The sequence below is a fragment of the Flavobacterium sp. PMTSA4 genome (assembly GCF_032098525.1).
Lineage (GTDB): Bacteria > Bacteroidota > Bacteroidia > Flavobacteriales > Flavobacteriaceae > Flavobacterium > Flavobacterium capsici.
The window spans coordinates 308602-332637 of sequence record NZ_CP134890.1 but is presented as its reverse complement, the minus strand read 5'-3'; the positions used below and the strand labels follow the sequence as shown (position 1 = coordinate 332637).

The following is a 24036-nucleotide window of genomic DNA, read 5'->3' as shown; positions in this document are numbered from 1 at the left end:
ATCCATCCAACGGATATACAGCATTGCATACTAGTTGGATTATGGATAGAATTCTTGGTGCAATTTAACTATCGTAAAATTTCTTCGAAACTTGGTTTAAAGTAGTTTGGACCTTTCATTACTTTACCGTCTTCACGGTAAATAGGATTTCCGTCTTCACCTAGCTTGCTCATATTACTGCGTTGAATTTCATCAAAAACTTCTTCAATTTTGTGTTGTAATCCGTGCTCCAATATGGTTCCACAAAGAATATAAAGCATATCGCCAAGAGCATCGGCTATTTCAACTAAATCATTATTCTGAACAGCATCAAGATATTCTTCGTTTTCTTCTTTCATTAAATTGAAACGAAGCATGTTTTTTTGTTCGCCTAAATCAGCTTTCATTTCATGACTAACTCCTAACCCAAAAGCGGTGTGAAATTCTTTAACAGCGTTCAATTGTTTTTGCATAATGTTGGTATTTTATTCTCCATGCAAAATACAACAATCCGAATCATTTGAGTAAATTTGTTGAAAATTTCAAAAAAATGTTCACAACTGGTCAATGGATTTTTGCTGCAGTATTTTTTGTAGCATTTGTGATAGCAACTTATTTTGCTTACGGAAAAGACAAAGCACTTCATCAAAAAGTTTACAAAGGAAGTTATAAGATATTAATAGGTTTTCTACTGTTTTTAGTATTCCTATTTGTTATCAAATTTGTAATGAAACGCTAGTTTTTCCCTTTCAACAAATTGACACTCACTGTTGCTAATTCGGAGTTTGGAAACTTTGTAAAAAAATCTTGACTGGAATATAATCCTGCTTCTGCAGCGATTTTATGCAACACTTCAATTTCTACTATATATTGGTCTGAAAATCCATGCGTTGCATCATAAGCAGTAGCAGCAGTTTTTCCAAGATTCTTTGCAGTTAGTTTGGGTGAAATAGTATGTAATTCAATATTTAACAAGCCAAATTTCTCTACATAAACCGACCATTTTTTTAAATGTTCCAGTAAATTATCCTCAACTTCATTGTTAGAAATTCGTTCACCACGATGTGCAAATGCGCCTGTTGATTTACTTACTCTTTTTGGAGTTCTGTGCTTTGGTTTTTCCCAAATACGATTATGGTCAAGGAAAGTTCTAACGTTTAATAATTCCTTTAAATCAATCTCGTAATCTTCAAGTAAAGTATTGGCAAGAACATCAGGTTTACCAATATCGCCCCAAATTACTTTAGCCCAAATATCCGCTTTAATCAAGTTGGCTCTGGTTACTTTTAAAGCTGCTTCATTATAATCAACACCAATTAAAAACAAAGGATAATCATCAAGTATTTTTCCTCTGCTGGTTTGACGCTCAATCACATTAAAAATATGCTCAATAAATGCTCCGTTTCCACAACCCATATCTAGAATTCCTTTAGGTTGTTCGTTTATTGGTCGGTTGAACAATTCGATGATAATTTCGTCAACAACTTTAAAATATTCAGCATGTGCGCCACCACTTCCCCAAACATTCATTTCTCTGTCAACATGCAATTCTTCTTCGTGTTCACCAATATTTCTCAAAATAGATGCATTACCAAACAGTAAGTCTTCCATTTTTCGAAACATTGGAATATAGGAAACTGTTACCCCATAAGCAGCTGCTCTTTTAGCATAAAACAATCCGGTTTCTGTGAATTGATACTTTCCATTTTTTTCTTTAAACCATCCCAAATAGGTCAAGAAATCTAATATTTCTTTAAAGCATTCTGGATTTTTATGAAACTCTTCGGGGCGAAAAGAAGTTTCCATAAAATATTTGTGAAACATTCCACTCATTCCAAGCATTACTATTGTTGGACCAACCAATTGACCTTCGATATGCGTTAAAATTTGCTGTTGAATCGCTCTGATTTGCTCATCGTTAGATAATGTAATTCCAAAATTGTTTTTATAGTTTTTGAAACAAGTGCTTAGCATTTCAAACGGTTCAACTTCAAATTTTCGTGGATGAAATTTTTCAGAAAATTGCATTAACCTAAAAACATCTTCATACAAGTGAAAATGTGCAAAAGCCACTTTACTTCTATCGTTAATAGCATAGCTAACCTCATCTGCGATATTATCAATTGATTGAATCAAAAAACCTTGCGATGCTAAAACACGTAACCCAACATTGAGATAACCTTCATTGGCAGAAAACTTAGTAGTTATCTCTTTGAGTGATACTTTTCCTTTTTCAAGCAAATAATCTAAAACTCCTTTTTTGTGCAAAGTGTATGCAACTGGTGCGGTAACTATACCATCAAGGTGTCTAAAAAGTACTGCTCTTAATTCTGATTTTTTTTGTGTGGTTAGCATAGATAAAAAGAATTCATGGTTATAACAAATATAATTAAATACTAGTCGAATAGACGAATTATATTTATAACTTTGTTCAACCCATTAAATAGAATTATGCGCATTATAAAATATTTCTTCCTACTACTCCTTTTGATTTCCATAGGATTGATTGTTTATATTTTTACTCAAAAAGGCGACTATCAAGTAACTAGTTCACAAATTATTAAAGCATCACGAACTACTGTTTTCGATTATGTAAATGATTTTAAAAACTGGGAAACCTTTAACGCAATGCAACAAGATGATGCTTCAATCACTTATGATTATAAAGACAAAACTTCTGGAATAGGCGCTAGTTATTCTTGGCACGGAAAAAATGGCGATGGAAGTATGAAAACCATTTTCGTAAAAGAAAATGACAGCATTGCTCAAAAAATGAATTATGAAGGAACTAACGCGCTCGTATATTGGAAATTTAAAGATACTATAGGTGGAACAAAAGTTACTTATACAACCAAAGGAACCATTGATTTTGTGATGAAATTTAAAAGCTTTTTAAATGGTGGCATGAAACGAATGGTAACCAATGAGTTTGACCGAACATTATTCAATTTAAACAAAACATTAAACTTTGAGCTGAAAACTTATAGCATTAAAGTGAACGGTGTTTCACAACGAAAAGCTGCCTATTTTATCAAGCAAACCTTTAGTTGTAAAACCAAAAGTTTATCGAGAAACATTAAAGTTATTATGCCAAAACTGGTGTATTTCTTTAGGAAGAACAACATTCCAATGGCGGGAAAACCATTTGTTATCTATGAAACCACAACATTAAATACCGATATAGTTACCGTTTCTGTTTGTATACCAACACGAGAATTGGTTTCATTAATGGAAGGAAGCGATGTAACTTCGGGTGAAATGGAAGCTTTTACCTGTATCAAAACGACCTTGAAAGGTGATTATTCTCACAGAGAAGAATTGTGGAAAAAAGGACAGCAATACATACTAGACAATAATTACAAACCCAACTTTGCTGGAAAGTATATTGAAATATATACCAAAACGATTGATGATGTTAAAAATCCATCAAAATGGGAAACAGAATTGTATTTGCCTGTATATCCAAAAGAAGAAGCAGCTACACCAACAACTGCTTCATTTGTAGCGCCAACTGTTAGTGTACCGGTTCAAAATGCAACTCCAGAAAGCGAGGAAAATCCATAATTTTCATTTATTGATTAAACCTTTTGGGTTATCTTTATTCTTATTACAAACTTCAAATTTTGCAAGACGAAAAGGTTTTTATTGAAGAATTGCTAAATCCTAAAACGCAAAATAAGGCGTTTCAAGTTTTGCTGCACGAATATCAAAAACCATTGTATCATCACATCAGAAACATTGTTTTAAACCATGATGATGCCGATGATGTTTTGCAAAACACTTTTGTGAAAGTATTTCGATACTTAAAAGATTTTAAAGGCGATAGCAAATTGTTTTCCTGGATGTATCGCATTGCAACCAATGAAGCCATTTCGTTTTTAAATCAAAAAGCAAAGAAACACAACACTACCAGTGAAGCTATACAAACCAAAATTGTTGAAAATCTTGAAGTCGAATCGTATTTTGATGGAACTGACATTCAAATCAAACTCCAAAAAGCAATTCACTTACTTCCTGAAAAGCAACAATTGATTTTTAAGATGAAATATTTTGAAGAGTTGAAATATGAAGAAATCTCAGAAATACTGGGAACCACAGTTGGCGGTTTAAAAGCATCTTACCATCATGCGGTGAAGAAAATTGAAGAATATATGAATAGTAATTAAACCTTTATACAATTTATAAGTCAAAGCAATATGAACGAATTTAAATTAGATAATCATCCAAAAATAGACTCGGGTTTTGTAGCTCCAGAGCATTATTTTGATACTTTATCATCTAAAATAAATGCTCAGTTAGCTAAAGAAGAACCAAAAGTAATTTCGTTTTACCAACGCAACAAAAAAACATTTTTTGCAGTTGCCGCGGTAATGGTTATTGCTTTATGCATTCCTTTTTTTATGCAAAAACCGAAAACTGTTTCTGAATTAGACCAAAATGCCATTGAAGATTACATCTCCTATAATACCAAAATGACGCCTTATGAACTGGCTGAGTATTTGGATGCAGAAGACATTGAAAAATTAAAAGTAGATTTTGAAATTCAAGATGATGTTTTAGAAGAATCACTTCTAAACTCAATAAATGTAGAACACTATATTGTCAATTAATATGAAACTAAACAAACTTTTCCTAATCCTGATGTTATTGGTTTCAATAACATCATTCAGTCAAGGATTGCTGAAGCAAAAACAAGAGCAAATCAAATCGATTAAAGTTGCTTTTATAACCAATGAATTATCATTAACTCCAGATGAAGCTGCAAAGTTTTGGCCAATATATAATGCTTTTGAAGACAAGCAACAAGAGATAAGACGCACTAAACTGAAAGGTTACATCAACCGATTAGATGATGAAACATTTGACAATCTTTCTGAAAAAGAATCAGCCAATTTATTGACGCAACTTGAAAGTACAGAGGATGATTTATATCAATTAAAGAAAAAATTCAATGCTGATTTACGTGCGGTATTGCCTGCTTCAAAGATTTTAAAACTTAAGAAAGCCGAAGAGAAATTTAACCGAAAGTTGTTACAACAGTTCAAAGAACGAAGAGCAAAACGATAATATAAAAGAGCAGCAATGCTCTTTTTTTATTCAAAAGTAATTCGGATGATCTTGTCTTTTCCCGCCGCTATGGCCTGATTTTTAGAGACAAACCTCAGGGTAAACAAAGACGCATCGGTAGAAAGTTGCTTCCATGTTGTTCCAAAATCTTCAGAAGAATACAAACCGTTTGCTCCTACTGAAACTAACTTTTTGCCTTTAGAATTAGGAACAAACTGAACACAGGATGAATAACCAAAACCTTCATTCTCGGCAACTAATTTCCAAGTTTTTCCTCCATCAAAAGTAATGGCTTTGTTTTGAAAGTTTTGATTGGGCTTTTCATAGTTACCACCTGCAATGAAACCTATTTTTTCATCATAGAAATCGGCGGTAAAAACACCCGTCATGGCTTCTCCTTGTACTATTGGTGTATCAAATACTTGCCAAGAGTTTCCTCTATCTGAAGAATAAAAAACCCTTGATTTTTTTCCTCCTGATACAATCCAGCAGGAATTTCCTTTGATGCAGATATTAGTGTTGCTTGCAGCAAAAGCAGCTTCTCCATCAACAACTTTTGGTAATTGCATGCAAGGTATCTTGTTCCAAGTTTTACCACTATTACGAGTAATCACAATAGAAAGACAATCTTCTGTTGGGTCGCCAATAGCAATTCCTTCATTGTTATTCCAAAAATTCATACTGTCGTAAAAGGCTTTTGGATTGGTTTCATGATAAACTACTTCCTCTTTTAAAGTGTCGTCATTAATCTTAAAAAAATAAGTAGGCGAACCCACGTTAGCTATAAAAATATGATCTTCATTTTTGGCAATACTTCTAAATTCAAATTTAAGTGTATCATGAATGATTTTCTTTTGAGTATGCTTTTTGGAATCTAAATTTATTACTCCAAACTTATTTTGGCTTCCTGCATACCAAACCTCATCTTCATCAACCAGAAGAGCTCTGATGCTAATTTTATCAATTAATAAGGTATCGATTTTAACCGAATTAAATTCTTTACTACTTTTTGAAGTTACTGATTTAGTTGTTATTAAACCAAATAAAACAAACGAAGTCCAATAGAAAAGTGTGTTTTTCATTTTCTTAAAGTTTTGCTAAAAATACGTTAATTAATTCATTCAAGAATACATAAAAAGATTTGTGGCACAGTAATTGGTTTATTGCTAATAGCTAGTACGAATTTAAAAACATACAAATATGAAAACGAATATTATCACATGGACACTACTGTCGCTTATGAGTTTAAACACCGCTTTTGCTCAAGACAGGACTACGGTAACAGCTAATAATTCTGAGATTAGTGATAATCTTGATTTAAGAGCTGTAGCATCTATTTTTGGAGATTCAAAAGACTTAGCAGATTTTGAATACCGATTGAACAATCCGGAATATCAAATCTCTAATTTAGATTTAAACGACGATAACCAAGTAGATTATTTAAGAGTAATTGAAACCGTTGAAGGAAACACACACATAATTGTAATTCAATCAGTGCTTGGTCGTGATATGTTTCAAGATATTGCTACGGTTGAAGTAGTAAAAGACAGAAACAACAGAGTTCAAGTGCAAGTAGTTGGTGATGTTTATATGTATGGTACTAATTATATTTACGAGCCTGTTTATTCGTATACTCCTGTAATTTATGCTTCATTTTGGGCACCCGTTTATCGTCCATATTGTTCCGCTTGGTATTGGGGATACTATCCTAGTTACTACGTAGCTTGGCATCCATTTCCAATCTTCAGATACAGAAGTCATATCAATGTTTGGATTAATTTCAATCACCACTATAACTATGTAACTACGAGAAACTGTGGTGTGGTTTATAACAATTACTACAGAGGAAGAAGAGCAAATGCTTATGAAGTAAGATATCCTAACCGTTCGTTTATCAACAGAAACAACAATGTAGCTAACCGACATGAGTTAGATAAAACAAGAAACATCAGAACAGTTGGCACAAGAACAGATTATGCTGCTAACGGAGGCGTTAGAACCAGAGCTGAATATAATGGTACAAGAAACAATACTATAGGAGGTTCTACTAGAAGTGCAACCAGAACAGAAACTGGTGCTACGAGAAACAATGGTATTGGAAGTTCAACAAGAAGCGAGACCAGAACTGAAAATGGAGCTACACGAAGCGCTACAAGAGGAAATTCAGTTGGTACAAGTACAAGAAATAATGGTTCCGAAAGAAGTTATGGCGTTCGTGAAAATACTTCAAGCTCTTCAAGAAGTGATAATAGTAGTAGAACCTATGCACAAAATAATTCGAGAGCAAATGCTGGTCAATCATCAAGTGTAAGAACTTCTCCTAGCAGAAATGAAAATAGAAGTTATTCAAGCAACAGAAGTGCTGGTAGTAACAGAAGTAGTGAAATGAGAAGCACTTCACCTTCGCAATCAAGTGGAAGAAGTGCAAACATGGGCGGTTCTAGCAATAGAGGAAATTCTTCAGGCGGTAACGCACGAGGAAATGGAAATAGTAGAAGATAGTTTAGGGTTGGTATTTAATAGTTTTTGAAAGTTGAAAAGCATCGCCATTATAGTGATGCTTTTTTTATTTATACAGTTCGAAGTCATTAGAAATTGATATTTCTTTCCATTTTAAGTAACATCAATAAAACATTCCAATGTGCCACAAAATTCCAGACGGATCATGAATAAAACATTCTTTTCCCCAATCGTATTCTTTGATGGGAACTAATCGAACCTCTTTATATTTGGAAGTAAGGTTTAATGTTTGAAGTTCGTTCCAAAATTGGTTGACATCAGCTACTTCCATAAACACCATGGTATTGTCTACCCAATCTTGAACATAGGCATCTTGTAAATAAAAAGCCAACGCCTCGGTTTTAAATACCGACATCGCACTACTTAAAACCGTTTCTTCAAATCCTAAGTCACGGTAAAAGGCTCGGGATATATCAAAATCTTTGGCTCCAATAAAAGGACGAATTGATTTAGCTTGGTGGTTCATGATTTATTTATTTTAATTCCCTCCCATTCCCATTTCAAAAGAGAATAGCATTCTGAGCTTACATTTTTTCCATCAAAAAAATAATCTTCGCGCATGGTTCCTTCTTTGGTGAAACCATAGCGTTGCAATAACTTTATGGAGGGTGTGTTCCAATCGGCTACTAATGCTTCTACTCTATGCAGTTCGAGTACTGTAAATCCATATTCTAAAACGGCTGCTACGGCTTCGGTCATTAGTCCTTTTTGTTTATATTCCTCGTTTCGCATCATGTAAAAAACTTCTGCTCGACGGTGTTTTCTATTCCAAGTGTGAAAGCCGCAATCTCCAATTGTTTTATTGGTGCTTTTATCTACTAATAAAAAGAAAAACAAAGACAATTGGTCGGTTTCCATTCCTTTCTCATGTTTGTTTTTAAAATTCTCATAGCCTGCTTCATCAAACTCAAAATAGTTCATGATTTCTTCTTTTGATTTTGAGTTGTACAATTCATGTATCAAAGCTGGAGTAATTCCTTTTAATAGTAATCGTTCAGTGGTTAAAATAGCTTGCTTGTTCATGCTACATTTTCTTTTTCTTAGTCAGTACAATGGTATGCATATCGGGTTCTTTTCCTTCTACTTCATAGGCTACCTTCATAACCGTTGGTTCTTCAAAATTAGTTGCCCTAAGCCACTGTTGCAACTGTTCTAAACTGTAATAATGAAAATACACTCTATTGCCATTGCTACCTGTTTTATAAGCTGAGTCGGCATAATTACCTTCAACAAAACTAATGTATAAAGCACCATCATGGTTCAATTTATCATAACAACTCACAATGAACTTTTTTGCATCGGCTTCATCAATATAAGGCAAACAAAATCCGCAGATAATTCCATCGAAGGTGTTGGCTAAATCATCTATTTCTCGGCAATCTTTTACTTCAAAATGTGCTTTTGGGTTGTTTGTCTTTGCCAGTGCAATCATGTTTGGTGCTACATCAATACCCAAAATTCTATAATCGGGATGGTTATCGAGCAGGTACTTCGTAATGTTACCAGGACCGCAACCTATTTCTAAAATACTGGCGTTACTTTTGTGCAATAGCATACAAAAAGCGTCATAGGATTGGTTGTAAATATCCAAATCCATAAACTTTTGCTGGTACAGCTCTGCCATTTTATTCCAAGTTTCGGATGTTTCCTTGTAAATGCTCATTATTGATTGTTGTTTGATGTAAAAATAAGGATTTTGTGTTATCGTTTTACTATTCAATAGTACTATAGGTGTACAACGCAATAACCACTAAGAAAAGGAAAAGCAACACCGAGTTGATGATGAGAATAGCACAGCATTTAAAAAAAGATTTCACATAAGGCTGCTCATACAAGCGGCGGTGTGCGGGAAAGAAGTAATAAATCATCCAAAGTATTCCTGCACCTTTTAACAGTAAATAAATCCAATCTAAAATGGGATGGTATTCAATTAACGGATAGAGCTTGTCTATAAAAAACAATACTAATGTGAGCAAGAGCAAGAACGAGAAATAATGCAAGGTAAAAATGCCGTGGTCAAAATAGTTCCAACGCTTTTTGTCGTGAAACAAAAAAAGAATGAATGCAAAAACTGGCATAAACAGGAACAATGCCTTTGGCATATTCTGGGTAAAGGAATCACTGAACTTTTGTCTAATTTCCTCATCGGTGTTCTCTTCTTTTACCTTCATCCATTTTCGCATGAACCAATAATCAGCTTTACGAGTAACTTGGCTTTCGTCTTCTATTGACGCTGGTGAAGGAGCTGAAGCTTTGGCTTTCGCATTGATTGCTGTTTGAACAGAATCCAACTCAGAGTGAATTATCTTTTGAAGCGTGTCTTTCGTTTGCTCTGAGAGTATGCCCGTTTTGGTTAGTCCTTCCATGCTTTTTTCTTCAAGATGTAAGGAATCAATGGCTGAAGATACTATTTCATTTACCTGTGATGTTTTGGTATTAATGCTTTTAACGGGTTCACTACTTGGAAACAACGATATAATCAAAAAGGTTAAAAAACTGGTAAATATATAAACCCTAATTGGTGCCAAATAGCTTACTCTTCTCCCAGAAAGGTATTCTTTGGTTAATGCGGCTGGCTTGAAAAACAATTTTACTATCGTGCGCCAAAAAGCACTGTCGTAATGAAAAAAACCTTTGAACAAATAGACAAACAAATGGTAGAAATTTTTAGAAGTCTCGGTATTTTCCTGACCACAATAGGAACAAAAGCGGTGCTGTACTTGTTCACCACAATTCAAACAGGTTGCATCGTTGCGTAGTTTTTCTTTTCCCATACTTTAGTAAAGTTAGTAATTTAAATGAAATAGCGAAAGTGGAATTATGGAAACAAAAAAAGCGAGCCGTTTAGTGCTCGCTTTTTTTGTTTATGCAGTAATTTGTTACTGTATGTTTTCTGCTCTGAAGGTTCCTTCGGTAACCGTGATAGTATTACCATCAAAATCAGGAGAAGTGAAAGAAAAAGTTCCTTTGATTACATCGGCAGTTACTTGAGTAATGGTTAAAGTTCCTGCAGCTTCTTGTGATGACACATCGGTATCAAAGTTAGAATAACCAGCACCATACGAATCTACGTTTGATGGTTCTTCTGTTATTGTATACGTACCTGTTGCTACTGTTAATGGCATGTATAAGCTAACAGTTTCTTGTATATTCTCGTTATCGCTTTGTGCTGTGATTGATTTTGACAACGAATTGATAACGTAAGGATCAGTAGAAACAAACTGTACGCCGTTTATTTTACACTTTAAATAAAATCCTGAATCGCTTGAACTGCTGCTGCTATCTGAACTACAGTTAACCGATAGTGTTGCTACAATGGCTAATACTACAATTGCCATTGATTTTTTGAATAATTTCATATTTGTTTTTATTTTTAATTGGCCGCAAATATAATTGTTTATTTGTAAGTAATTTAGAAAATAACATATTATATAGTGCTACTTAAACTATTAGTAGTTCACACTAACTCCAAAACCAATTCCCATATCACTATCATAATGTGTTGTTATGCCTATGTTTTTGCCAGCGATGTATTTGAATCCTGCCATGTATTCTTTATCGGTGTTGACCATAAAAGCCATTCGGAGTCTTTTTGAAACCGGAATATCTTCACGCATCAATTGAAGTCTTACATTGCCATCGTGATAGGCTTCGGCTTGAAAATTAACCAACAAGGGTAATGTATATACAAAACCTATACTGGTTTGAATACGTTTGTCTTTAGTGCCTTTTTGTCCGAAGAGATTTTTCTCTACTTCCATATCATCCAATTTTCGGTAGCGTGCATCAAACCCAACAAAAGGCATGAACCATTGGTTTCTTCCAATGTATCTACCAATATGTGTTTCAGACTCATAACCATGATGGTCGCTATAACCTAAACGCCATTCGGTGGCTATTTTCCAACGAGTATTTTGAAGCATCATTTCACCATCATTTCCATTGGTAGCAAAATCATTTTCAACCATGAAATGAAATGTATTGCTCTCGGCTTGAAGTTTTTTATAAGCTGCTGCTTTATTAGGCAAATAAGGATTTGGAGCTGAATTTTCATAACTAAAAACTCTATTCATTCCTGCCATCATATGGTATAGAATATGACAATGAAAAAACCAATCGCCATCAGTATTGGCTTCAAATTCGATGACATCCGTTTCCATTGGCATGATGTCTAACACATTTTTTAATGGTGCATAATCGCCTTGACCGTTCAGCACTCTAAAATCATGACCGTGCAAGTGCATAGGATGACGCATCATCGAATTATTGTATAAGGTAATGCGCAATACCTCGCCTTTTTTGATTAATATCTTATCGGATTCTGAAAGCACTTTGTTATCCATGCTCCAAACATAGCGGTTCATGTTTCCTGTTAGTTCAAATCGCAGTTCTCTTATTGGTGCATCAGGAGATAAGGTGGTCTTGGTTGGCGATTTGAGCATGGCATAGTTTAGCGTAACAATATCTGTAGGCATGGTGCGGTTTGTATGCGCTGAATGGTCCATTGCTGCTTGCTCTTTCTTTTTATTACTTCCAGTAATTTCAGGATACATCACGGTATTCATATCCATTTGTTGCAAACTCATGTTCATCCCCATATCGTTCATGCTTCCATCCATGTTCATCATGTCGTTCATCATTTTCATGCCTTCAAAATACTTTAGCTTAGGCATCGGCATTATCAATTGCTTGATACCACTACCAATGTATAGCGAAGCCGATTTTGTTCGGTCTTCGGGAGTTGCCAGAAACTCGTAGGAAGTATTTTCGGCAGGAATTGTCACAATAACATCATAGGTTTCTGAAACACCAATGATTAATCGATCAACCTCAACCGGTTCAACATCATTACCGTCATTGGCAACAACAGTCATTTTTCCGCCGGCATATTTTAACCAAAAATAAGAGGATGCACCACCATTAGAAATTCGCAATCTTACTTTATCGCCTGCTTTGAATTGAGAAAGCTGGCTTTCATTTTGCCCATTGATTAAAAACTTATCATAATACACATCGCTTACATCCATTGCCAACATTCGTTTCCATTCGTTAGTAAGCTTGGTTTTAAAATGTCCTGCTCTGATGGCTTCGGCATAGCTTTGCGTGGTTCCTTTTTTGATGGCAAACCAATCGGTAGCGTTGTGAAGCATTCGATGCACATTATCGGGATTATAATCTGTCCATTCACTCAGCATGACGGGTACTTCCGGCAGGTCGTCAATGCCTTTTCTGAAGGTTGGGTCGTCAGCTTTTTTCTTTAGCACTAATGAACCATACATCCCTATTTGCTCCTGCATACCACTGTGACTATGATACCAATGGGTACCCGATTGAATGATAGGGAAACGATACACGAATTCTGCTCCGGGTTCAATAGGCATCTGGGTTAAAAAAGGAACACCATCTTCTTTATTGGGTAAAAACAATCCATGCCAGTGCAACGACGTACTTTCTTTTAAATGATTGTACACATGTATTTCGGCTATATCGCCTTCGGTAAAGGTTAAAGTAGGCATAGGTATTTGTCCGTTGGCGGCTATGGCTCTTTTTTCTTTACCCGAAAAGTTAACTATCGTATCGCGCAGGTGCAAATCATAGCGCACCGTTTTTTGGGCAACACTCGATATGGAAAATAGTAGTATTAGTATATAGGATTGTATTTTCATTGTTTTTAGTTTTATATATAATGAAGCAGCATGACGGCGCTCATGGCAATCATTAATCCGTCTTCAATTATGGTTACTGTACTCATCGGGAGATTAAAAACTGCTCCTAAACAAGCACATTGTATTTTCTTTTTATTTAAAACCGATTGCAATACCCCAATAATACTGATACTCATCACTACAAAGGTAACTGCATTGGTTAGTACTGGATTAAACCCCGAAAGGAAGGCAAACCCTAGCGCCAGTTCTATAAATGCATACAAATAGGCCCAAGATGGTACTTGCTTAGCCAGCACATCATACATAACGTAGCTCTCGGCAAACCCTTTTAGATTCAGCATTTTGAAGAACGAAAACACTAAAAAGAATCCTGCCATAAAATGTGCCATGGCTTCCATCCCGTTGAACTGTTCATTTTTTGATTGAATAACAAGTGTTACACTTAGTATAAAACCAAAAATCAGCAGTATGGGTTTATAGGTAGTAAACCAGGATTGTGTTTGCATCTTCATTTCGTTGTGTTCTTTTGCCTGAATGGTATATCGGGATTCTAAAACCTCTTGAAATTTTGATAATGCAATGTGTTTTTCCATAGTAATGGTGGCAAGGTTTTCATCTTTTGAAACCAATACTTGTGTAACGCCTTCTACACTGAAAAGTGCATTTTTAACTTTTGCTTCGCAACTTGAGCAAGTCATTCCGGTAACTGTATACGAATGTGTCATTTTATTTGTTTTTAAAATTAATACTCCGCAAAGTTACTAGCTCCTAATATTGAGACTATTACACAATTTTGGTTGTGATTTGCAAATTTTACAAATCTTCTATCTGCTTTCTTTTTTTGTCTTTCAAGCTCTTGAAATAACTGGGCGAAAAGCCGGTTACTTTTTTAAACTGGTTGCTCAAATGGGCAATACTGCTGTAGTTTAACTGAAACGCTATTTCGCTAAGTGATAGTTCATCATACATGATGAGCTCTTTGATTTTTTCTACGCGTTGCTGGATGTAATATTTCTCAATAGTAGTTCCTTCAACCTCCGAAAAAAGATTGCTCAAGCTGTTGTAATCCTGATTGATGTGATTGGTGATATAATCGGAAAGGTTTACTTTTATTTCATTGTCTTTGTTGTGCACCAAGTCAACGATAAGGTTTTTTATTTTTTCGATGGTTTTACTTTTCTTATCGTCTATCAGTTCAAAACCTAAGGATTGCAACGCAGCAGCTAATGCTTCTTTTTGTGGCGTTATATCCTTTTCGGTTATTTCAATTTCACCTAACTCAATCATGGTAGGATGAAGCCCGAGTTTTTCTAACTCCGACTTCACTACCATTTTACAACGGCTGCACACCATGTTTTTGATGTAGAGCTTCATGCTTATTTTATTGTTTCTACGGTTTTACCACAACTCAACATCATTGAACCATAATACGGATTTTTAACCGCGTTTTCTTTGCTCAACCAGTTGGCGCCTTTACCATCGTTTGCCATTGGACAAAACTGATAATACACTGGTGTTTCCACTTTTGACACTTTGATTAAGCTGTAGATGTTTTTAGACAAACTATCAAAATGATCTCTTTGATGCGCCGCATCTTTGGTTTCCGAAATGTGTTCTGCGTCTTCTTTCAGTTCGCCAAGTACTTTCATCCAAACGGTGTGTACATTCATGTCGAGCGATTTCATGTCTATCTTATTTATTTCCTGAACCAAGGCAGTTGCGCTCACGGATGCTCCTGCTCCATCGGTTTTTACCAAAGCATCTTTTACGGCAAAATACTTGTCAAACACTGCCGCAAGTGGTGCTGCTTTTTGCACATCAACGGTTGCTGCTTCTTCATGATGATGATTCATCGTTTCGGCTACAGCTTCTTTCTTTACTGGAGTTTTAGCTTTGCGGTCGTATTGGCAACAACCTGGCAAATCATTATAGGCTTCGTCTGGTGCTAAAAAGCTATCGCTGTCGTATCCTGACAAGGCAATGCGTTTTAGTATTTCGTCTTTGCTGGTTTGTTTTTCGTCATAGGTCAATGAAGCTACTTTAGTGTCTTTGTTCCAATCTACTGTGGCAACCCCTTTTTTGTTACCTGCTTTTTCAATTGTTTTTTCACACATCCCACAGTTGCCATAGATGGTTACTGTTTCGGTTTTAGCGTTTTTTATTTGTGCATCGCATGCTGTTAAAGATAACGTAAAGATAAGCGTTATCGCTATTTGAGAAATTGTTTTCATGTTTCGTATGTTTTATTTTGAAAAAGAAACGAGGCTCTTTTTCAGCTATTAAAGTTATGATTTTTTTAAATAATAAGGAATGTGAAAGCAGTACTACTTTCGCAAAAAGACACACTTATGGCTGTCTTAATGGGTGTTTTAACCTATTTTTGGCGGTTGCCAAATGGATGAGAAGTTGGAAGAACGGAATGTTTCTTCGTAATAAAGATTTGGCTTTTCGAATGAAAAATAAAGCAACTGTGGTTGTAACTCTATTGCAACGTTTGACAGAAAACTATATTGCGCTGAAGATGACGTGCAATTGGTATGCCCGCATTTGCCTTGACATCCTTTGTGCTTTTTATCCTTAGCGTTGGATGAACAACAGTCTTTTTTAGTTTCCTTAGAGGTTACCTCTTTTTGGCAACAGGCTTTTGCTGTTTTGGTTCCACAAGCGGTTACCTCCGTTGGCATAAAGAACAAGCCAAGGATTAAAAGTGTAATGACATAGTGGAACTTCAATTTCACAACACAAATTTACATTTTTTTATGGGTTTCTTTTATTTCTTAACGTTTCTTTAAAATTCTGATTGGGTTGAAAAAAACCTCTTGCTATAACAAAACAAAAAAAGCGAGCCGTTTAGTGCTCGCTTTTTCTATTTAATATACCTACCGCTCAGAGCGTTCCTATGATTATATCAACAATTGCTTGGATAATTAGTAAACAAACCGCTTTTTCACCTGTTTGTTATAGTATTGGTGCCCAATTATCTTCATTAAATTCGCCAGTACTTTTTTCTAAGTCCATTACTTGTTGTGCCAGCTGTTTCATTTCTTGGGCATTGCGTTGGTTCGTAACTATACACTCTATAATATAGCTTCGTATTCCTTTTTTGGTTTCTTCAACTTCTTGGGCTGCTTTTTCTTGAGCTTCCATTGCCATGATGTAGTTGGCCTCTGCCAGTTTCTCGTCTAAAATAATGTCTTCATATTGGTCAACAAGGCCGCTAAACTCTTCTGATAGCATTTCAAGTTCTTCGTTTTCTCCTCCAATTTCTGCTGCCAATTCCTGCAACTCTCTAAAAATATCAGGTTGTTCCAGGAGCGGTTGTTCTTCTATCCAAGCGCTGAGTGCTTCTTCGTCTCCTAATTCTATAATGTAGTATAGTAGTTGCTCTCTGTATTTCATTTTGATTTTTTGTTTAATTATACCTTTTGTTTGTTGTGCATGACGATTCCTCTTCCCGTTACTGTAATTCTTATTGTATAGAAAAAGCGAGTAGTAAAATACACTCGCTTTTTCAGTTTTTCATGAATGTCCGACAAGAAGGACAATACGAATGTAAGTAATTAATGGATAAGTTGGTTAAGGTTTGCCCATTTTTTATGGTTTTTGAATTTATACAATAAAAAAAGCGAGCTGTAGATGTGCTCGCTTTCTCCTCTTTATGAAAATTGTGTCTGTAAACACAGCTAATATAAGAACTATTTTGATTGGTTGCTTTATTTTGGGAAAATTTTAATAAGGTGCTTATTGTTTATAGTAGTATATATTTCCAATTTGAATCTTGAGCGGCTACACCTGCGTGAACAAACATTTTACCAATAATGTGTATGTGACCTATTTGCTGTATGGTTTGATGGGGATATTTTGAAATAAAGATACTTCTGTCGTAACAATTATCATTGGCTTGTGCGGATAGATAAAGGTTTTTTAACATGGATATTGGAATTTCGATAGATTGGACTTTTGATACCTTTATTAAAAATCCTTCCTCGCCATTATAATCAAATTTGAAACACTTGTAGGGTGGTGTTTGTTCTACATTTTTGTATTTAAAATTGTCGTCTAATTTAATGCCTACTTTAATATTGGCTACGATTAACTTTAATGCTTCTTCCCATTTCATAGTTTATGGTTTTTTTAATTACTTTCTCATTGCTTTAATGATTTTGTTGGTACGTCTGTCAGCGTACATCCTGTTTAGGGAGGTAAATGCCCAAATGCATGCAGGTACCCAACCTATTATTGTTATTTGGAGTAACAGGCACAGTATTCCTGATAGTATTTTGCCTTGTAGTAGTAAGGATAGCCAAGGAAAGAAAAATGCTATGACGTATCTCATTTTATTATATCAATATTATTATTTCCAAAACCTAGTCATTAAAAAAAGTACTGATAAAATTCATAAACTTTCTTAGTATAGTCTCACCTACTGTAGCGCGCTGCAAAATAGATGGTTGTTCTTCCATGACTGCGATTACTTCTTGCTTAGTTGGGGTTCTTTGATTGAAGAGGTAATCTTCGGTAAGTTTTTGTAATTTTTCTTTGTTTAGTTTTTCTTCTTCGGCAAACTTGAGGAAAGCTTTGTCTTGTTGTTCTTTCATGAATTGGGTGTATTCTTCCTCAATGTTTTCAGTATCTATTAATGGTAGGTTTTCAATAATAAACTGCTCTATTAATTCTCGTTTACTTCTAAGTTTCGCTTCTCCTGCTACTAAGTCTAATATTTCTTTTTGTTTACGCTCTTTTTCTTCTGCTGTGGTTGCTTTTAACTTAGCCAATAAGCCTAGTATATAGGTAACCGTAATATCATCTCTATGAATTAATTCTAACTCAAAATCGACTTCATTTAGTATTGAAGTTTTTTCTTTGGTGCTTTTATCCGATAGGTCGAGGTATTTTGATTTATAGTTTTCGAATTCTTGTTCGTCAAGTTTTATATCCTCAAAACTAAAGTCGACAAAGGATGAAATAATATTTTTTAGTCGAATAAGTTCTCTAAATGCTTTTACAAATTCTAGTTCTTCTTCTTCACTGTATAAATCATCTACAGATTCAAAAGTTGGTGTGATGCTGATTAATTTCTCATAAGCTTCATCAATATCTTTTACATACTTGTCATAGGGTTGCATGATAATAATTTCCTTGGCATCCTTATTTGAAAATAATGCTATAGCATCATCTGTTGCCTTCTTTAAATTACGAAACACTATGATATTTCCTTGTGATTTTTTTTCGCCTAATATCCTATTGGTTCTTGAGTAAGCTTGGATTAATCCATGATAACGCAAATTTTTATCAACAAACAACGTATTTAAACTAGGACTATCAAAACCTGTTAAGAACATATTGACCACTAACAACAAGTCTACTTCTTTGGCACGAACTCGCTTGGCAATATCTTTATAGTAATTATAAAATATTTGGGTATCTTTAGTAGAATAGTTCATGCCAAACATTTGATTGTAATGCTGAATGTAGCTTTCTAGCTTGTCGCGTTTATGAACTGCTGTATATACTTCTTCGTCTTCGGCTACTTCATTAAAATCGGCACTATCATAATTTTCAACATCAGTAATCATGTCATCATTAGCGCCATAACTGAATATGGTTGCTACTTTTAAATCATGTTTTCCTTCGTCTTTTAGTTTTTGTAGTAAGTCATAATATTTAATCAATACCTCAACACTACTCACGCAAAACATGGCTGTAAAGGTTTTATTTTGGGTTTTTATGCTGTGTTGTTGTATTATATAATTTGAAATTTTCTCTAATCGCTCTTGGCTTTCAAGCAACTCTTTAGTATCAATAGCCTCTACTTCTATGTCTACTTCATTCTGTGAGTTTTCTTTTTCTTTGTATTTACCCACATATTCTACTGAAAAACGCAATACATTTTCATCTTTTATGGCATCGGTAATGACATATTGGTGCAATTTTTCACCAAACAAACTTGCTGTTGTTTGATTTTCTTTGGTTTTTGATTGGGCATTCTCGGCAAATATAGGTGTTCCTGTAAATCCAAATAATTGGTAGTTGGTGAAATATTGCGTAATGCGTTTGTGTGTATCTCCAAACTGGCTTCGGTGACATTCATCAAATATGAAAACAATTTTCTTGTCTTTTAAGTTGTCCATCGTTTTTAAATGATGGTCTCGCGTTACTGCATTATACAATTTTTGGATGGTCGTTACAATCAGTTTGTTGTTGTTGTCATTGAACTGTGCTACTAAGTTTTTCGTATTGTTGGTTGGATCAATGCAATCGGGTTTGAAGGCGTTGAACTCTTTTGCGGTTTGGTAATCTAAATCTTGACGGTCAACACAAAACACTACTTTATCTACTTTGGGTAACTGTGAAAGGATTTGACTGGCTTTAAAGGATGTTAGGGTTTTACCCGAACCTGTGGTATGCCAAATGTAGCCGTTTTTGTTGGTGTTCTTCACTTTTTCAATAATACGTTCTACGGCAAAAAACTGATATGGACGTAAGACCATTAACTGCTTAGTAGTATCGTGTAGCACAATATACTTTGTTATCATTTTTGATAAATGACATTTCTCCAGGAATGTGTTTGCGAAATCTTCTAATTTAGAAATGCGTTTGTTGTTGTCGTCTGTCCAATAGAATGTTTGCTTGAAGTCTGGTTTTTTGTTTCCAAAATTGCTGAAGTATTTTGTGTTTACTCCGTTACTAATAACAAATAATTGAATGAAATTGAATAAGCCTGTATTGGAAGAAAAGGAATGTTTTTGATAGCGGTTGATTTGATTGTAGGCTTCTTTTAATTCTATGCCGGTTTTCTTTAATTCAATTTGAACTAATGGTAAACCATTGATTAATATAGTTACATCGTAACGGTTTTTATAGGAACCTTCAACTGTTATTTGATTAGTTACTTGGTATTCGTTTTGACACCAAAAATCCATATTGATGAACTCAACATATACTAACTCATTATTATCATTTTTGAAGGCAAATTTATCACGAAGTAATAGTGCTTTTTCAAAGATGTTATTCGACTTTGAAAGGTGGTTTAAAATTTGCTTGAAATCACTATCAGAAAAAGTTTTGTTGTTGTGCTTCTCTAACTGCTTTTTCAAATTAACCAACAAATCGCCTTCGTCTTTAATCGTAACAAAGTCATATCCATTAGCAGCTAACTGATTGATTAGGTTTTGTTCTAATATTAATTCGGATTGTGAGGTCATTTAAAAAAAGTTATAGGTTATCAAAAAAATAGCTCTCTGTTATATTCAAAATTGCTATTCACAGTTTCAAGTCCTTTCGCTATGCAAAAACCATAAACAGTTTCCCAGGAAACCAAATGGATATACTTCCCAATTTTTACAAAATCCTCAGGATAATTGGTATAAACAACGGTCGAATTAAATTCGGCTATTTCTCTGTCTGTTAGCGGTACTATCCCAACATAAAAAGGTCTGCATTTTGCAATATGCTCAAAAGCTCTCGTTACAATCGGGTTTCTCGCTGTTTTTCGTTTTTTATTAAAACGGGGTTCTATGATTTCACCCGTTTCCATAATAACTTCACGCCGGTCAAAAAGAAGTTTCTTCAAATGCAGTTGAAAAAACAAATTCGATGTAAAACCATGATGCTCTTTATTCTTGTCAAATCGGTCTTGATAATAAACTATGGGCCAATTAGTCGAACCCGAATTTTTTGCCTTGCCTTCTATAAACAATACTTTATCTTCCGCAGAATCGTCATAACTGATAATGATAATTAAATCCGAAACACCCAACTCAAAAAAAGAATGTTCCAGTAAAACCGTATACTCTCTTGGCGTTCCCAATCGCATTGGGATGCCCAACGATTTTATAAACGAACCCATTAACGCGTTGTCATCTCCAATCGAAAACACCAAAGAATTGATAATACCCCGTTCCGAATAACCATATATTGCCATAGTACTACTTTTTTAAACAAACATTTGTTGTAACAAGCCTTTTTTATATTCTTGTGTGTCTTCTATTTGATTGAATACTAATTCTATTTTTTCATCAATGGCTGAAAGGAAATTGGCGATTTTGGTTTGTTCTTTCAGACAAGGAAAATTTTCCTCAATTTGTAAAAAATCCTTTTCGTGGATTCTCCATTGACCATACATAACACCTTGCCTAAATTTAGTCATCTTACTTATAAATTCTTTACGACTAAAAAAATTGCTTATAAATTTATAATCACACAATTCATTAATTTTAAAGATGCTGTAAACTGGTGATATAGATGCAGAACCATAATTATTTAATCCTATTGAACCTGTTTCTAAATTATTGGAACTATATATAAAATCACCATATTCGGTTTGTTTATATTTTTTATTTTCTTCATCATTAACTAAAAACTCTCTATTATATCTATCTCCTTTTTCTGTTACACCTTTATTGGCTACAAAAGACATTAATGGATATTTATCATTTTTTGGTAATTGTACATTTCTCTCAACCATAAAGTCTTTTAACCTTTTTAACTTCCAATCCTCAAAATCACTACCATTATCATCTTTAAACCTAAGTTCTTGGTTGAAGATTTTTTGCATGATACCTTTTTTGTACTCTTCTAAAAGTTCTTTTTTTTCTTTTAAAAGGTTTAGTTTTTCATCTACTGAGGAAAGGAAATTTGCTATTTTGGTTTGTTCTTCAAGAGAAGGGAAATTAAATGGTGTGTTTTTAGCTTGTATTACAGTATAATGAGCAATTGTTCCAATATGAGAAATACTTTTTAAATAATTTGTAAATGATTCAGTGAGAAAGAATGAGTATAAAAAATATCCATTAATTTTATCAACGTTTTTTATCCACAACAAGTCGGCATCCTTGAAATATAAAGGTTCATTGTCACTTATTAAATAAGGAATTCCAATGGAACCACCACCAGTAATTAGAATATCGCCTTTTTTAACACGACCAATCTTACTAGAAAGAGACTCATACAATTCAAATGAAATATAAGCTTTAGTATTATCGTTACCCTTAAAATGTGATACTACGTCACTTGATCGAAAAAATCTAACACCGCTTTCTGTCCACTCGTTTTTATGAACTCGTGAAGCAGATGTAATGGTAAATATACTTCCTAGATTTTTATTTGACCATTTATCTTCAAAGCCTGGAAATCTTAATACTGGTTGTAATATTTCCATACTAAAAAGGTGTTTTAATATTTAACTCACTACAAAAAGAGGCAATAGTAGTGTCAACTGTTGCCATTTTATTATCTACAGCTTGCAATTTATCTGCAATAGCATCAATATCGATTTCAAGAGCTTCTTCAAAAGTGTTTACATAACGAGGGATATTTAAATTATAATCGTTTGCTTTTATTTCTTCTAAAGTTGCAATGTTGGAGTATTTATCAATTACTTCCCTGTTTTGATAGGTTTTAATAATCTTATCAATGTCTTGTTCTCTTAATACATTTTGATTTTTTACTTTTTCGAAATCGTTACTGGCATCAATAAATAAAATGTTTTCTGGCGTTTCTTTACACTTCTTTAAAACTAAAATACACGTTGGTATACTAGTACCGTAAAACAAGTTAGAAGGTAAACCAATGATTGCATCAATGTAATTTCGGTCTTCGATTAAGAATTGACGAATGTGTCCTTCTGCAGCTCCACGGAACAAAACCCCATGAGGAGCAATACACGCCATAATACCGTTATCGTCTAACTGATGCACCATGTGTTGAATGAAAGCAAAATCGGCTTTTGTGCTTGGTGCTAGTCTTCCGTATTGTGAAAATCTATCATCATTAGAAAATAATGGATTTGCCGACCATTTAGCAGAAAATGGTGGATTGGCTACAATAGCCTCAAACTTAAAATCTAAGTGTTGCGGTTTTTCGAGTGTGTCTTCGTTTTTAATATCGAATTTATGATAATTAACATCATGCAAAATCATATTCATTCGCGCTAAGTTGTAGGTCGTACGGTTTTGTTCTTGTCCATAAAAATGACCTACTTCTTCCACTTCACGAGCAACACGAAGTAACAGCGAACCACTACCACACGTTGGGTCATAAACCGATTTTAGTTTGCTTTTGCGAGTAGTAACAATTCTAGCCAAGATAGTAGAAACTTGTTGAGGTGTATAAAACTCTCCTGCTTTTTGTCCAGCTCCTGCTGCAAACTGCCCAATTAAATATTCGTAAGCGTCACCCAAAACATCGCCATCGGTATTGTCTAAATCGAAATCAATTTCATCTAATGCAGTTAAGATTTTAACGATAACATCGTTTCTATCTTTGGTAGTTCTACCTATTTTAGTGGAGTTTAAATCAATATCGTAGAATAAGTTATCAAAGTCGTCTTGACTTTCAGAACCCATAGTACTTTTTTCGATAGAGTTTAGCACATTTGCTAAATCTTCTAAAATGAAAGTGCTTTGAATTTGTTCTTCATCGTCTTGATTGATAACCTTAGCATTTCCTTTTTTAGCAAGGTTTGTGAATAACTCAGATGGTTTTAAGAAATAACCTAATGCGTCAACTGTTGCTTCTTTTAGCGCTTCTAAAATTGCTTTACCTTCTGTGCTGTTTTCATCAATTTCATTGAAAAGAATGCCATCAGTTTTTAAAAACTCGTTTGCTTTTTTCTCGAGTTTTTCAGAAAGGTATTTGTAAAAAATAAATCCTAGTATGTAATCTTGGAATTGATTGGCTGAAATTTTACCTCTTAAAATATTTGCAATAGCCCATAATTGGGATTCTAGAAGTTTCTTTTGTTCGTCTGACATTGAATGTAATTAGTTTTTTCAAATATATAGTTTTCCTACTTACCAAAAAA

Annotated in this window: 26 protein-coding genes; 6 read left to right on the top strand and 20 right to left on the bottom strand. The window is 34.3% G+C overall.

What is annotated here, in order from left to right; genetic code table 11:
* Window positions 1-68: 68 nt before the first annotated feature.
* Window positions 69-452: a nucleoside triphosphate pyrophosphohydrolase family protein gene (locus tag RN605_RS01525; protein WP_313321648.1), complete on the bottom strand. Its 384-nt coding sequence runs from the start codon at window positions 450-452 to the stop codon at window positions 69-71.
* 77 nt (window positions 453-529) lie between these two features.
* On the opposite strand from RN605_RS01525, the gene RN605_RS01520 reads away from it, so the two are divergent.
* A complete protein-coding gene (locus tag RN605_RS01520; RefSeq protein WP_313321647.1) occupies window positions 530-718 on the top strand; it encodes a hypothetical protein in 189 nt (62 codons plus the stop codon).
* Here the strand turns inward: RN605_RS01520 and RN605_RS01515 are convergent.
* Window positions 715-2334 carry a class I SAM-dependent methyltransferase gene (locus RN605_RS01515; protein WP_313321646.1) on the bottom strand — a complete coding sequence of 540 codons (1620 nt, stop codon included), beginning with the start codon at window positions 2332-2334 and terminating at the stop codon, window positions 715-717. The genes RN605_RS01520 and RN605_RS01515 overlap by 4 nt on opposite strands.
* 96 nt (window positions 2335-2430) lie before the next feature.
* On the opposite strand from RN605_RS01515, the gene RN605_RS01510 reads away from it, so the two are divergent.
* Genes RN605_RS01510 through RN605_RS01495 form a run of 4 tightly spaced genes read left to right on the top strand, consistent with a single transcriptional unit; the run spans window position 2431 to window position 5046 of the window.
* Window positions 2431-3543 carry an SRPBCC family protein gene (locus RN605_RS01510; RefSeq protein WP_313321645.1) on the top strand — a complete coding sequence of 371 codons (1113 nt, stop codon included), beginning with the start codon at window positions 2431-2433 and terminating at the stop codon, window positions 3541-3543.
* 59 nt (window positions 3544-3602) lie between these two features.
* A complete protein-coding gene (locus RN605_RS01505; protein WP_313321644.1) occupies window positions 3603-4145 on the top strand; it encodes an RNA polymerase sigma factor in 543 nt (180 codons plus the stop codon).
* A gap of 30 nt (window positions 4146-4175) precedes the next feature.
* Window positions 4176-4589, top strand: coding sequence for a hypothetical protein (locus RN605_RS01500; protein WP_313321643.1), 414 nt, complete (start codon window positions 4176-4178; stop codon window positions 4587-4589).
* Window position 4590: 1 nt separating this feature from the next.
* Window positions 4591-5046: a sensor of ECF-type sigma factor gene (locus tag RN605_RS01495; protein WP_313321642.1), complete on the top strand. Its 456-nt coding sequence runs from the start codon at window positions 4591-4593 to the stop codon at window positions 5044-5046.
* Window positions 5047-5072: 26 nt separating this feature from the next.
* On the opposite strand, the gene RN605_RS01490 is transcribed toward RN605_RS01495, so the two are convergent.
* Window positions 5073-6128 carry a sialidase family protein gene (locus tag RN605_RS01490; protein WP_313321641.1) on the bottom strand — a complete coding sequence of 352 codons (1056 nt, stop codon included), beginning with the start codon at window positions 6126-6128 and terminating at the stop codon, window positions 5073-5075.
* Window positions 6129-6246: 118 nt separating this feature from the next.
* Here RN605_RS01490 and RN605_RS01485 point away from each other — a divergent pair, with 118 nt between their 5' ends.
* Entirely contained in the window at window positions 6247-7548 is a 1302-nt protein-coding gene (locus tag RN605_RS01485; protein ID WP_313321640.1) for a hypothetical protein, read from the top strand.
* A gap of 121 nt (window positions 7549-7669) precedes the next feature.
* Here RN605_RS01485 and RN605_RS01480 read toward each other — a convergent pair whose 3' ends face one another.
* The 17 genes from RN605_RS01480 to RN605_RS01400 form a co-directional block, all read right to left on the bottom strand.
* Window positions 7670-8032: a VOC family protein gene (locus RN605_RS01480; protein ID WP_313321639.1), complete on the bottom strand. Its 363-nt coding sequence runs from the start codon at window positions 8030-8032 to the stop codon at window positions 7670-7672.
* Window positions 8029-8589, bottom strand: a complete 561-nt coding sequence (locus RN605_RS01475) for a GNAT family N-acetyltransferase (RefSeq protein ID WP_313321638.1) — start codon at window positions 8587-8589, stop codon at window positions 8029-8031. The genes RN605_RS01480 and RN605_RS01475 overlap by 4 nt, the downstream gene beginning before the upstream one ends.
* Before the next feature lies 1 nt (window position 8590).
* Complete coding sequence (locus RN605_RS01470; RefSeq protein ID WP_313321637.1) at window positions 8591-9229, bottom strand: class I SAM-dependent methyltransferase; 639 nt, start codon at window positions 9227-9229, stop codon at window positions 8591-8593.
* Window positions 9230-9278: 49 nt separating this feature from the next.
* The gene (locus RN605_RS01465; protein WP_313321636.1) at window positions 9279-10340 is read right to left on the bottom strand and encodes a DUF3667 domain-containing protein; all 1062 of its coding nucleotides are present in this window, start codon (window positions 10338-10340) and stop codon (window positions 9279-9281) included.
* A gap of 105 nt (window positions 10341-10445) precedes the next feature.
* On the bottom strand, window positions 10446-10925 hold the full coding sequence (locus tag RN605_RS01460; protein WP_313321635.1) for a DUF6252 family protein: 480 nt from the start codon (window positions 10923-10925) through the stop codon (window positions 10446-10448).
* Between the two features lie 90 nt (window positions 10926-11015).
* On the bottom strand, window positions 11016-13232 hold the full coding sequence (locus tag RN605_RS01455) for a multicopper oxidase family protein (protein ID WP_313321634.1): 2217 nt from the start codon (window positions 13230-13232) through the stop codon (window positions 11016-11018).
* An 11-nt stretch (window positions 13233-13243) separates the two neighbouring features.
* Window positions 13244-13957, bottom strand: a complete 714-nt coding sequence (locus RN605_RS01450) for a heavy-metal-associated domain-containing protein (RefSeq protein ID WP_313321633.1) — start codon at window positions 13955-13957, stop codon at window positions 13244-13246.
* A gap of 88 nt (window positions 13958-14045) precedes the next feature.
* Window positions 14046-14606, bottom strand: a complete 561-nt coding sequence (locus RN605_RS01445; RefSeq protein WP_313321632.1) for a helix-turn-helix domain-containing protein — start codon at window positions 14604-14606, stop codon at window positions 14046-14048.
* Window positions 14607-14608: 2 nt separating this feature from the next.
* A complete protein-coding gene (locus tag RN605_RS01440; protein WP_313321631.1) occupies window positions 14609-15463 on the bottom strand; it encodes a DUF3347 domain-containing protein in 855 nt (284 codons plus the stop codon).
* 138 nt (window positions 15464-15601) lie between these two features.
* Complete coding sequence (locus RN605_RS01435; RefSeq protein ID WP_313321630.1) at window positions 15602-15970, bottom strand: hypothetical protein; 369 nt, start codon at window positions 15968-15970, stop codon at window positions 15602-15604.
* Between the two features lie 220 nt (window positions 15971-16190).
* Complete coding sequence (locus RN605_RS01430; RefSeq protein ID WP_313321629.1) at window positions 16191-16631, bottom strand: hypothetical protein; 441 nt, start codon at window positions 16629-16631, stop codon at window positions 16191-16193.
* A 349-nt stretch (window positions 16632-16980) separates the two neighbouring features.
* Window positions 16981-17352 carry a hypothetical protein gene (locus tag RN605_RS01425; RefSeq protein WP_313321628.1) on the bottom strand — a complete coding sequence of 124 codons (372 nt, stop codon included), beginning with the start codon at window positions 17350-17352 and terminating at the stop codon, window positions 16981-16983.
* 18 nt (window positions 17353-17370) lie between these two features.
* On the bottom strand, window positions 17371-17568 hold the full coding sequence (locus RN605_RS01420) for a YqaE/Pmp3 family membrane protein (RefSeq protein ID WP_313321627.1): 198 nt from the start codon (window positions 17566-17568) through the stop codon (window positions 17371-17373).
* Window positions 17569-17599: 31 nt separating this feature from the next.
* Window positions 17600-20437: a type I restriction endonuclease subunit R gene (locus tag RN605_RS01415; RefSeq protein WP_313321626.1), complete on the bottom strand. Its 2838-nt coding sequence runs from the start codon at window positions 20435-20437 to the stop codon at window positions 17600-17602.
* Window positions 20438-20457: 20 nt separating this feature from the next.
* A complete protein-coding gene (locus RN605_RS01410) occupies window positions 20458-21156 on the bottom strand; it encodes a hypothetical protein (protein ID WP_313321625.1) in 699 nt (232 codons plus the stop codon).
* A 12-nt stretch (window positions 21157-21168) separates the two neighbouring features.
* On the bottom strand, window positions 21169-22392 hold the full coding sequence (locus RN605_RS01405; protein WP_313321624.1) for a restriction endonuclease subunit S: 1224 nt from the start codon (window positions 22390-22392) through the stop codon (window positions 21169-21171).
* A 1-nt stretch (window position 22393) separates the two neighbouring features.
* Window positions 22394-23986, bottom strand: a complete 1593-nt coding sequence (locus tag RN605_RS01400) for a type I restriction-modification system subunit M (RefSeq protein ID WP_313321623.1) — start codon at window positions 23984-23986, stop codon at window positions 22394-22396.
* Window positions 23987-24036: the final 50 nt, after the last annotated feature.